We start from the raw sequence: 12,549 nt of genomic DNA on the forward strand, positions 1-12,549 counted from the left end.
TTATGATTCGCCACTTTGGATTCTTTTTGCTGCGACGCCCGGCGTTGTCAGCTGATCAGCTCTACGAATTTCATAAGCAACTCTCAGACAATTCTTCCGAGACGTTATTAAAAAAGTACTATCTGGATCCACTGGCGCAAGAATCTATTTTTGTAGCCTCGCCGGCGTTATTCGAGCGCTTCCAGATTTGGCTGAACGGTGGAGAAATTTCTGAAAATGATAAGCTGCAAAGTACCTTATACAAATATTTTGTCAGGTCAAGCACGCGCAGCACTCCTTATGGCCTATTCTCAGGTTGCGTTTTAGGTGCAATCGGGTCTGATACTCAGTTTCAAATTTCAGAATCAAGCCATCTATTAAGAAACTCACGTATTGATTTTGAATGCCTTATTGCTATCAAGGAATGGATTCTTCAGCAACCTCTGATTCAGTCTCAGCTTAAACTTTTCCCCAATTCATCGCTCTATAAAATTGGCCAGAATTTTCGATATGTTGAAGAGCTTCTTCAGGATTCGCAGCGGACGTATTTTATTAGTTCAATTGAGGGGAATGAATATTTAGAAAAGATTTTTAATGCTGCAACTGATGGAGTTACAATCGGGGAATTAACGAATTTATTGGTTATCGAAGAAATTGACCCGGCGGAGGCTGTGGCATTTATACAGGAACTTGTAGATAATAAAATTCTCGTTTTTGATCTGGAGACTGTCCTTACCGGTCCCGCATTTCTGGACGTGCTCATATCAAAACTTGCTTCACTCCAAAATACCGGTGGGATTGTTACTGAACTAAAAAATGTTAAAACCGCGCTGACTCAACAGAGCGATCGGATCGCAATGTATCGTCAGATCGAGAAGGACATTACCAACCTGATTTCCGGACCAATTAAACAGGATTTTATTCAGGTAGATACTTTTTTCTCTTATTCAAAAAGCCAGATAAAGACGATTGTTATTGAGCAGATTCAGCGTTCACTGGCCAAATTAATGGTTCTGAATCAGCCATATTTAAATGAGGATTTGCAGGACTTTAAACAAAAATTCAGTGCTCGGTATGAGGATGAGGAAATTTCGCTTGTAACAGTTCTTGACCAGGAAACAGGGGTTGGATATGGCTCTTTATCAGCTTTGGGAGCTGGATATACACCCATGATTGACGACCTGATATTCCCGTCCGCAGAAAATTCTCAAACTAAAAATACCGCTGGCTGGTGGCAAAAATTTGTTCTCGAAAAGTATACCAGAGCCATTAAAGAAAATTCGGCTATTGTAGAATTGACGGATGAAGATCTTTCTTTTATTGCCAGACACAAGGCAGATAAAATACCGGAAGCCCATAACTTTTATGCGTTTGGCAATCTGTTAGCCAACTCTTCTGAGAATCTGGATGAAGGCGATTTCACATTTAATTTGGTTGTTTGCAACGGACCTTCGGCGGTTAACATTATCAGTAGGTTTTACGAGGGAAGTACGGATTTGCTGGCTCATTTGGAGCAATGTGCAAAACAGGAGCAATTTCAGAATCCTGATGTGATCTTTGCTGAAATTATCTATTGCCCGGATTCCCGCGCGGGCAACATCATGGCACGGCCATCCTTGTATCAATATGAGATTCCGTATATGGGAAAAGCTTCTGTAGAGACCGATTATCAAATACCAGTTCAGGATTTATTGGTTTCAGTTCGGCGGGGAACAGTGGTTTTAAGGTCGAAGCGGCTGAATAAACGGGTTATACCTCGGTTGTCAAATGCGCATAACTACAAAACGGGCTTGCCAATCTATCGTTTCTTATGCGATTTGCAGCATCAGGATGCGCATTTAAACTTAAAATTTGACTGGGATTTTTTGTCGGACCAGAATTTTCTTCCGCAAGTAAAATATCAGGGAACTATTTTAAACCGGGCCAGTTGGGTTTTAAGCGCAAGTGAATTTAAAGGCATAAGCCTGGCAGAGGTTGTTCAAAAACTGGCTCAGAAGCGAGTACCGGAAAGGTTTGTAATTGTTTCAGGAGATAATGAATTGTTTGTCGATAGGGCTATTCCTTTCTCGTTGCAATTACTTATTCAGGCTTTTCAGAGAGAAAAAATAGTCTCGATCAAAGAGTTTTTGGGTATTCGGGAAAATTGTTTTCTTGAACATAATGGACGTAAATATGTAAGTGAAATTGTTATCCCGTTCTGGAACGATCAGGCTGCGCCAATTCCTGGTTTTTCAATCCAAAATAATAACGAAGTGCAGCGAAGATTTTCGATCGGAAGCGAATGGTTATACCTAAAAATTTATTCCGGCGAGAAAACAGGCGAAGCTATTTTAATCCGTGATTTGTATCCTGTTATCAAACAGTTGTTGGATGAAAACATCATAGAAAAATTTTTCTTTATACGCTTCGCTGATCCCGATTCGCATTTAAGATTACGCTTTTATAACAGTCATCGGAAGGATTTTTACCAGCAGGTAATCAATGTTATCGAGAATGCGTTACAAAAAAATTTAACTGGGGAAATTGTCTACAAAATTCAGGTAGACACCTATACGAGAGAGTTAGAACGGTATGGGAAAGAACAAATAGCATTATGCGAAACGCTATTCCACCAGGACAGTATGACTATTTTAGAATTCTTGCATTATTCTGACATCGGTTTTGACGAGCATGAGCGCTTCCTTTTCGCGATAAAACAGATCAATCAATTATTATCAGGTGCTGACTTCACTTTTGCTGCACGATATGAGCTGTTAGAAAAATTGAAAGAAAGTTTTTTCAATGAATTTAATGGCCATAGCGATCTGAGGAAGCAATTAGGTGAGAAGTACAGATTCTTCAGACCTATGATGGAGACAATTTTGATAAAAGATCAGCAGGTTACAAATAGTGAAAACCGTTACTTAAAACAGCTGGTAGAAAACGTTCCTGAAAAAACTCAACTGTCGGCGATTATAGGAAGCCTAATTCACATGACGGTTAATCGGTTGTTCCCATCTAAGCCGCGGGCATATGAGTTGATTATTTACCATTGTCTTGCCAAACAATATGCCTCAGAAAAATCGAGAAAGCGTTTTATTTAACAGAATAATCAACCGGAACGGCCATATTTTTCGAATTTGAACTTCAAAAGCAAATATCAAGACAAATTGGCGAACGTTTAGGTTTATCAATAGCTGTTGAAACTCAGATTAAAACTCGTTAACAGTATTTTCGAATCTCACCGTATTGGTCTTTTTATGCGGCTGATCTTCTCCAGGCATAATTATTGCCACAGGGTTCAATGAATTGTTACAACGCGTAAGCCTTTCTAAAACTGCAAAATTCTGACTTAAATGAGTTTAAAATATTCTCATAATCCAGACGCAACGGTGAAGCTGTTGCCGAAATCTCCAACGGGTATTGTTGGGTTTGATAAAATCACAGAGGGAGGTCTCCCAAAGGATCGTCCAACTTTGGTTTGTGGCGGAGCAGGCTGTGGGAAAACTTTGTTCTCCATGGAATTCATTGTTCGCGGAGCTATGGAGTTTGGCGAACCGGGTGTGTTTATGGCTTTTGAAGAAAAGGCTGACGAGCTTGCTGTAAATGTGGCGTCGTTAGGTTTCGATCTTGAAAAATTACAGGAAGATAAGTTGGTTAAACTTGATCACGTTTACATCGAAAGAAGCGAAATTGAAGAAACCGGAGAGTATGATCTGGATGGGATTTTTATCCGTCTAGGCCATGCTATTGATAGCATTGGTGCGAAAAGGGTGGTTTTGGATACTATTGAGAATCTTTTTGCCAGTTTAAATAATCAGGCAATAATCAGGGCAGAATTGCGACGCCTGTTTCAATGGTTAAAAAGTAAGAATGTCACGACAATCATTACAGGAGAAAAAGGCGACGGAACATACACACGTCATGGTTTGGAGGAATATGTCTCGGACTGTGTAATTCTTTTGGACCATCGGGTAACCAATCAGATCTCGACGCGATTATTGCGTATTGTAAAATATAGAGGTTCGGTACATGGAACCAATGAATATCCATTCCTGATTGATCAAAATGGTATTTCTGTTTTGCCGGTCACGTCGCTGACCTTAAATCATGAAGTTTCAGCTGAAAGGATATCTTCTGGAATTCCTTCTCTCGATTCTATGCTGGGAGGGTTGGGCTTTTTTAAGGGGAGCAGTATACTGGTTTCGGGAACGGCTGGTACTGGAAAAACGAGTATTGCAGGCTATTTCGCTAATCAGACATGCAACCGCGGAGAGCGATGTATCTTTTTTGCTTTTGAAGAATCGCCGAAGCAGATTATCCGAAATATGAAGTCAATAGGCATACAGCTTCAAGATCATGTAGATAATGGACTGCTTAAATTTCATGCTGCTCGGCCGACATTGAATGGACTGGAAATGCACTTGGTTGTGATTCATAATCTGGTCGAAGAGTTCAAACCTCAAACGGTTATACTAGACCCAATAACCAATCTCATTACGGTTGGATCGGTCAGTGAAGTGAAAACAATGCTGATCCGGTTGATCGATTTTCTACAATCGGAGCAAATTACAGTGATGTTTACAGCGCTTACGCTCAACAATATCATCAATGAACAGACGGATGAAGGTGTATCATCATTGGTTGATGCCTGGCTTTTGGTCAGAGATCTTGAATTTAACGGTGAGCGGAACCGCGGTATGTATGTAATGAAATCAAGAGGGATGAAACACTCAAACCAGGTACGGGAGTTTGTTATTTCTGATGAAGGATTGAGTCTGGTTGATGTTTATCTGGGCCCGGAAGGTGTTTTGACAGGATCGGCGAGAGAAGCGCAACGCTTACAGGAAGTAACGGGCGACGTTTTACGCAAGCATGCCCTAAATATGAAAGACATAGAAATTGACAGGAAGAGAAAAGTACTGGAAGCAAAAATCGCCAGTTTAATGGAAGAGTTTGACTCGGTGCAGGATCAGCTGAATAAAAGCTATGTCGAGGATCAGCTTAAAAAGGAAATAATAGAAAAACAAAAAGAGCAAACAATCCGTAAAGCTGGCGAAGAAGAATAATTTTGGCAGTCAGAAAAACCTATGGAATCAACAGAAGAAATTTGGGAGTTACGACTCTATGTAGCCGGTAAGACAACAAAGTCGGTCAATGCTTTAAGCAATTTGAAAAAATACTGCGAAGAGCATTTAAAAGATAAATATATCATTGAAGTTATAGATTTGCTGGTTCACCCTCAGCTTGCGGAAGGAGACCAGATTCTGGCCATTCCGACGTTGGTAAAAAAAGTACCGGAACCGATCAGAAAGATTATTGGTGACCTGTCTAATGAGGAAAAGGTGCTGGTCGGCTTGAATATCCGCCCGGCGAAAACCGCCCTGCGAGGAGAATTGAATGAATGAACCTCTAGGCCCATATCAAATGGACGATATTATCGGCGAAGACGACAAATATGTTTTACGGTTATTTATAACCGGAGCCTCGACAAATTCTGTCAGGGCGATCAGTAATATTAAACAGATATGTGAGGAGTACATTGCAGATCGATATACATTAGAAATAATTGATGTTTATCAGCAAAAAGAGGTTGCAGAGAGAGAACAGTTAATTGCATTACCGTTATTGATAAAAAGTTTTCCTTTACCCGAGAGGAGGCTTATTGGCGATATGTCTGACACCAAGAGGGTGCTAAACGGGTTAGGACTTTTTAGTAATATTTAATGAATCCAGTAAAAACGTACGATCAGCTTTTAGAGGAAAATTCAAGCCTGCATTGGCAACTTGAAGAAGCTACCGATATAATTCATGCTATACGCACAGGCCAGATCGATGCACTGGTTGTTAAAAAGGAAGATGGGCACGAACTCTATACGCTTAAAACGGCTGATCAGACTTACCGGGTATTTATAGAAAAAATGAACGAGGGGGCTGTTACGTTAAATCACGATGGAATTATTATGTACTGTAATTCCATGTTCGCGACGATGGTTAACGTTCCACTTTCCAAGGTAATCGGACTTTCATTCGACAATTTTATAGCGCCGGAGTGTTTGGACGTTTATAAGGAAATATTTAGAAAAGGCTGGTCGCAGGACGGGAAATTCGAGATTTCTATCAGCAGCCACGACAGCCTGATCCCTTGTCAGCTTTCTGTGACGACGCTTGAACTGGACGAAGGAGTTTCCCTGAGTATCATTATTACAGATCTTTCTTACCAAAAAGAGATTCAGCGTTTACTTAAACTGAACAATGAAAGACTGGAAAGTACGAATGCTGCGCTGGAGATAAGTAATCATGATTTGCAGCAGTTTGCTTCCGTAGCTTCACATGACTTACAAGAGCCTCTGAGAAAAATTCTTATTTTTTCCGGGTTATTAAAAAGTCGCCATACGCACGAGTTGCCGGAAGAAAGCCGTCTATATCTGGAAAAAATCATCGCTTCGTCGGGCAGAATGAAAACCATGATCATTGATATCTTGACTTACTCTGGATTATCAGTGAATTACAATCACTTTGAACCGGTTGAATTAAATGTCGTTATCAATGAAGTTTTAGAAGATTTTGAGATTCTGATTGCGGAAAAAGGAGCGACTTTTGAAGTAGGAGAACTTCCTTCCATTGAAGCAAACAAAGGTCAGATCAGACAGGTCTTTCAGAACCTTATCGGGAATGCACTGAAATTCTCAAAACCTGATAGATTACCTGTTATTAAAATCAAAACTGTCGAAGAAAATAAGCAGTCAGGCTTTGAAGAAGCTATTTGCAGGATTTCCGTTTCCGACAATGGTATTGGCTTTGATGAGAAGTATGGGGATAAAATATTTTCGTTATTTCAGAGACTGAATACCAAAGACAAATACGAAGGATCAGGTATCGGTCTTGCTATTACGAAAAAGATTTTGGACAAACATAACGGAACGATCACCGCAAATAGTACAGAAAATGTAGGTTCTGAATTCATCGTCAGTCTGCCATATAACCAAAAAGTGGATGGAGGAAATGATACGAATAGTTAACTGATCCGTATCATTTTCTGCTCTTATTCCACGACATTAGTAGTTTCTCCACTTATAAAAGCAGCCAGATTATCTGCTACCATTTGCAATAACCTTTTTCTTGCTTCAAATGACGCCCAGGCGATATGTGGCGTGATGATGCAATTCGGAGCTGTTAATAATGGATTGTCGGCTTTTGGTGGTTCCGAGGAAAGCACATCCAGTCCTGCGCCTGCGATCGTTTTGTTGTTTAGTGCTTTTGCAAGATCTTCTTCATTGATCAGTGGGCCGCGCCCGGTATTTAATAAATACGAAGTCGGTTTCATCCATGATAACCTTTCTGCATTGATCAGGTTTTTAGTTTCTTCAGTCAGTGGACAGTGCAGGCTTATCACATCACTTTGTTTAAAGAGCGTTTCAAGAGATACCATTTCTATATCGGTATCGTGAGTCTGTTCAGGATTTTTGCGATAAGCAATCACGTTCATTCCAAAGGCTAGCGCAATCTTCGCTACCTGTGAACCAATATCTCCCAATCCAACCAAACCGATTGTTTTTCCTGCTAACTCTACCAAAGGCGTTTTCCAATAACAAAAGTCCGCGGAGGCTGCCCAGTCGCCATCTCTGACACTTTGACTATGTAGTTCGATATGGTTTACCAGCGCTAAGAGTAAAGCAAAAGTATGCTGCGCGACTGATTTAGTGCCATACGCCTTGACATTTGTGACAACGATCCCAAGTTTGCTCGTTGATTTTATGTCGATATTGTTATATCCAGTGGCGCAAACGCCGATATATTTCAGCTTGGGTAAGTGACTTAAAATATTATCGTTCATAATTACCTTATTGACCAAAACAGCATCGGCATCAATTGCTCTTTCAACAATCTGTTCAGGGGCAGAGCGATCGTAAACTGTTACATTTCCCAAAGATTGAATGGGCGCCCAGTCCTGGTCGCCCGGATTTAATGTATAGCCGTCGAGGATAACAATGTTCATAGGGTAGCTGATTGGCGTTTTAAATATTTTTCCATCCTAAAACTAGATGATTCGTTCTTTCTTGATTTTCATTTCCGCCATATATAAGGGTTTTTTTCCCCACATTTGGACGGGCAATTTCTTCGAAATAGTTCATAGCCTTAAACTGTTCAGACATGATCGTTTCGGTTGATTTAATTTCAAAAATGTCAAACGAATTTCCATTTTGATTCAAAAGATCAACTTCGTGTCCGTTAGAATCGCGCCAGAACCAGTAGTCTTTGTGAAGATACTTATGCTCGTTTTTCTTATGGAATTCTGCCACGATCAGGTTTTCGAATATATTGCCTTTTAACGGATTATTGCTTAATACGTCGCTTGATTTAATTCCTAAAATGTGACAAAGCAGGCCTGTATCATAAAAATAAAGCTTGGGACTTTTCACAATTCGTTTATTGAAGTTCTGGTAAAATGGCTGAAGCTGAAAAATAATATAACTGCTTTCTAAAATGGAAACCCATGCCCGGGCAGTTGGTTGCGAAATGCCGCATTCGTTGGCCAGGGAATTGAGGTTCAATAATTGTCCGGTACGGGCAGCACACAAACCTAAAAATACTCTGAATTGCCTGGTGTCTCTGATATTTACCAGCTTTGTGACATCGCGCTCTACATAGGTTTGAATATAGTTGGCATAGAAAATTGTCGGATTAATGGAACGGTCATAGATTGCAGGGTAAAATCCATTGATACAAACGTCCAAATAATTATCTGCAAGCAAATTTTCTGACTTCATCTCTCCGAAATCAAATGGTAGTAATTTGAATAACGCAACTCTGCCGGCCAGGCTTTGGGTTATATTATTCAACAGTTGAAAGTTCTGAGATCCGGAAATTATAAACTGACCCATTATTTGACTTTCGTCAACCAGGGTTTGTATATAAGAAAATAAAACCGGCACTTGCTGAGCTTCGTCAATGATTACATTCTTGTTATACCGATTCAAAAATCCAACCGGGTCATCTGTTGCGAAGGATCTGTTATTCGGATTTTCGAGGGAAATATATTCGTAATCCTTAAATATATTTTTTAAAAGTGTTGTCTTTCCTGATTGCCGTGGACCAGTTACAGCAATGACAGGATATTTGTCCTTTTGTTGATTGATTACTGATGTTATATCTCTGGTTATAAAGCTCATGGGTCCTGCTTCTTTTCATAAAGATAGGTTCTTATTTTGAAATTACATAGCTTCTACTTTGAAATTACATAAAATCTATTTTGAAATTACATAAGTACAACTTTGAAATTACATAAAAAATCCCTTCTGGTATGATCAGCACCAAAAGGGATTTTTTTATTAATTGAAATAAGTTCTACTAATTTTTAGGCTCTCCGCCAACCTTGCCCGCACCTGCTCCCTGCTGCTGCATAGGATTTTGCGGACGGCGCATTTGTGATTGTTTGAAGATCTGGAAGCGCGTTGGTTTTGCAACACGAGGGAATGAATTATTTTCAGTGTCGATATCGGCGATCTGATAGTAAGGGTCCAATGTCCACTGCACCACTTTTTTAGATGTCGAAACAACTTTATTAATCTGCTGATCGTTGAAGCGCCAGATTTCGGCAGGGAAAGTTACCAATGAATCTGTTCCATCTTCAAAGCCCATTTTAACGATTACAGGCATTGGTAAACCACCTTTATTTTTGATTGCAAGCGTATAAAAATTGGTATGTTTCTGAACCAGGTCCTTTTCCGCAGGTGATAATGAAGCAAGATATTGTTCGTATTTCTGCTTGTCTGCCTCAGTCACTTTATATGGATCGTATGAATTGTAAAAATCATTCATCGTTGAATCCTGTGCAACTACGGTTTTGGACTTATCAGCCGCATCACGGATTTTACTGATCGTCTGTCCTTTCGCCATGGCTTCTTTACGCGCAATTTCCTTTTCAATTTCAGGATTTTGCGTATCCACACTAAACCAATTAACACTTACCAAATCCTGATCAACAGGTTCTACACCATAAAACCAGCCTTTCCAGAACCAGTCAAGATCAACACCGGAAGCATCTTCCATAGTACGGAAAAAGTCTGATGGCGTCGGGCTTTTAAATCTCCAGCGTGTTGCATATTCCTTGAAAGCATGATCAAACAATTCACGGCCCATGACGGTTTCACGCAAAATATTCAAAGCCGTTGCAGGTTTCGCATACGCATTTGGCCCAAGACCGATCACATTTTCGGCAGATGACATAATCGGAGATAATACCGATTTGTCGGAAGACATATAGTCTGTGATAAACATCGGCTCGCCGCGGCGTGTCGGATAATTGAAATCCCATTCTTTTTCAGCCAGATATTGGCAAAAAGTATTCAAACCTTCGTCCATCCAGGCCCACTGACGTTCGTCAGAGTTCACGATCATCGGGAAAAAGTTGTGACCAACTTCGTGAATAATTACCCCGATCATACCATATTTTACCTGCTCGCTATAAGTTCCGTCCTCTTCCGGGCGACCACCATTAAAGCTGATCATCGGATATTCCATACCACCGCCAGATGTGGAATGGCAGGAAATCGCAACCGGATAAGGATATTCAAAAGTACGGTTACCGTAAGATTTCAAAGTATGGGCAACGGCACGGGTCGAATATTGTTCCCAAAGCGGATTTCCTTCTTTTGGATAAAATGACATACACCAGATTTTCTTACCGTTTTTATAAACGTCGCTTTGCATAGCATCCCAGATAAATTTACGGCTACTTGAAAACGCGAAATCACGAACGTTGTCCGCTTTGTATAACCATGTTTTTTTACCAACCGATTTATTTTCACGTTTCTCAGCTTTCTCAGCCTCAGCCTGCGTAACAATAATTACAGGTGTTTTTGAAGTTTCAGCCTGCTTCAAACGTTGTTTCTGCGTAGCGGTCAATACCTGCGCGTAGTTTTGGCATTCACCGGAAGCTGCCACGATATGATCGGCTGGCGCGGTAATCGCAACTTTATAATTTCCGAAGATCAAAGCAAATTCACCTTGTCCTAAAAACTGCTTGTGGGTCCATCCGTTTACATCATCATAAGGTGCCAGACGAGGGAACCAGTGTGCGATGAAATAATTTGCATTTCCGTCTTTCGGGAAAAACTCATATCCGCTGCGGCCATAGTATTCGGTGATATTGTAAGCCCAATCCACACCAAAAACAACGCTCATACCTGGTTTTAGAGGAGTCGGCAAATCGATACGCATCATCGTGTTGTTGATGGTATATTTTAGCGGATTTCCTGCCTTGTCTTTTACTTTCGAGATTTCGTAACCGTATTCAGTTTTAGGATCAAGATTAGAACCACGACCGTTATTTAATCCCTGAAGCTGGGTAGTGCTCATCCCTTTTTCATTGATCGTTCCCGTGCGGCTTGTCGCGCCGATACCGTCTTTTTTGAACAGGTTTTGCTCCAATTGCAGCCAGATGTATTTCAGTTCATCCGGAGAATTATTGTAAAATGTAATGTTTTCAGAACCGATGATGCGACGTTTGTCATCATCCAGTTCTACTTTGATGTCATAATCCGCACGCATCTGCCAGTACTCTTTTCCTGGTGCTCCAGATGCTGCCCGGTAGGTATTTGGTGTTGGAAGTACTGTCCCCAACTGCTCGAAGCGGTCGTTGGCCTTGTAGTTTGGTGAAGTGGGAAACTGCTGAGCATTAATTGCCAGAGATAGCAGCAGTAAAAAGGGTAGAAACAGGTTTTTCATAAATAATTGGAGTGTTATTAATTGTGCGATTAATTTACGGATAATCCTAAGATTTCTCTAAAAAGCTGATTATTAATGATCAATGATATTGCCATACCAACAATAATTCCCGAGATAATATCATTCCATCTTAGTTTGGATAACCGGAGTAATTCTATGGCTACAAAAGCGATTGCCAAAATTACAAATACGATAATGAGTTGTCCTAATTCCAGTCCGACATTGAAACCTAAAAGCGGCTCAACAATATCGGCTTCCTTACCAAGCAGTGCTCGGAGATAATTGGAAAATCCAAGACCGTGAATAAGTCCGAAAGTCAGCGCGATCGGATAACGTGAACTGTACGTTTTTTCTCTTACGTAAGAGCTTTTAGGGTTTTTGTGAAAGAAGTTTAGGGTAGCCGTAAAAAGTATCGTGATCGGAATCAACAATTCGATCACATCAGGGCGGATCGAAATCATACCCATGGTCGACAATGCCAGCGTGATGGAATGCCCGATCGTAAAAGCTGTAACAAGAATGATAACTTTTTTCCAGTCAATCAGCGTGTAAATGGTACAAAGCGCAACGATGAACAGGATATGGTCGTAACCATTGGAATCTGTAATATGATCGAAACCCAATTGCAGGTAGGCTTGAAATTCGGACATGAAAAGGAATTTATTTGATGGGTTAGGTGAGAAGGAATGTAGCCATTCGCATACTTGTTAAAACAAAGTTCCGAAGTTATTTCATTCGGCAGAGGAAAACAAGTTTGAGAGAAATTGGAAGTTACAGGGTTTATCAAACAACAAAAAAAACCGGAAGCAAACGCCTCCGGTTTTTTTAAATTCTGACACCAATTATATAAGATTATTAATA

The 12,549-nt window shown here is 40.4% G+C and carries 9 protein-coding genes; 5 read left to right on the forward strand and 4 right to left on the reverse strand.

Translation table 11 applies throughout. From position 1 onward, the window contains the following. The first annotated feature begins 2 nt into the window (after positions 1-2). From L0657_RS15795 to L0657_RS15815, 5 genes are all read left to right on the forward strand, one after another. Positions 3-3,062: a lantibiotic dehydratase gene (locus tag L0657_RS15795; RefSeq protein WP_235151748.1), complete on the forward strand. Its 3,060-nt coding sequence runs from the start codon at positions 3-5 to the stop codon at positions 3,060-3,062. A gap of 252 nt (positions 3,063-3,314) precedes the next feature. Continuing rightward, on the forward strand, positions 3,315-5,027 hold the full coding sequence (kaiC, locus tag L0657_RS15800) for a circadian clock protein KaiC (RefSeq protein WP_235151749.1): 1,713 nt from the start codon (positions 3,315-3,317) through the stop codon (positions 5,025-5,027). Between the two features lie 21 nt (positions 5,028-5,048). Further along, on the forward strand, positions 5,049-5,366 hold the full coding sequence (locus L0657_RS15805; RefSeq protein WP_235151750.1) for a circadian clock KaiB family protein: 318 nt from the start codon (positions 5,049-5,051) through the stop codon (positions 5,364-5,366). Then, entirely contained in the window at positions 5,359-5,685 is a 327-nt protein-coding gene (locus L0657_RS15810; protein WP_235151751.1) for a circadian clock KaiB family protein, read from the forward strand. Before L0657_RS15805 ends, L0657_RS15810 begins: the two co-directional genes overlap by 8 nt. Then, the gene (locus L0657_RS15815) at positions 5,685-6,980 is read left to right on the forward strand and encodes an ATP-binding protein (protein ID WP_235151752.1); all 1,296 of its coding nucleotides are present in this window, start codon (positions 5,685-5,687) and stop codon (positions 6,978-6,980) included. The genes L0657_RS15810 and L0657_RS15815 overlap by 1 nt, the downstream gene beginning before the upstream one ends. A gap of 23 nt (positions 6,981-7,003) precedes the next feature. On the opposite strand, the gene L0657_RS15820 is transcribed toward L0657_RS15815, so the two are convergent. The 4 genes from L0657_RS15820 to L0657_RS15835 form a co-directional block, all read right to left on the reverse strand. Next, positions 7,004-7,957 carry a D-2-hydroxyacid dehydrogenase gene (locus L0657_RS15820; RefSeq protein ID WP_235151753.1) on the reverse strand — a complete coding sequence of 318 codons (954 nt, stop codon included), beginning with the start codon at positions 7,955-7,957 and terminating at the stop codon, positions 7,004-7,006. A 19-nt stretch (positions 7,958-7,976) separates the two neighbouring features. Then, complete coding sequence (locus L0657_RS15825) at positions 7,977-9,131, reverse strand: ATP-binding protein (RefSeq protein WP_235151754.1); 1,155 nt, start codon at positions 9,129-9,131, stop codon at positions 7,977-7,979. 178 nt (positions 9,132-9,309) lie between these two features. After that, on the reverse strand, positions 9,310-11,688 hold the full coding sequence (locus L0657_RS15830) for a M1 family metallopeptidase (RefSeq protein ID WP_235151755.1): 2,379 nt from the start codon (positions 11,686-11,688) through the stop codon (positions 9,310-9,312). Positions 11,689-11,717: 29 nt separating this feature from the next. Then, on the reverse strand, positions 11,718-12,338 hold the full coding sequence (locus L0657_RS15835) for a HupE/UreJ family protein (protein WP_235151756.1): 621 nt from the start codon (positions 12,336-12,338) through the stop codon (positions 11,718-11,720). Positions 12,339-12,549 lie beyond the last annotated feature (211 nt).

This window comes from Dyadobacter sp. CY345 (assembly GCF_021502725.1).
In the GTDB taxonomy this organism is placed as follows: Bacteria; Bacteroidota; Bacteroidia; order Cytophagales; family Spirosomataceae; genus Dyadobacter.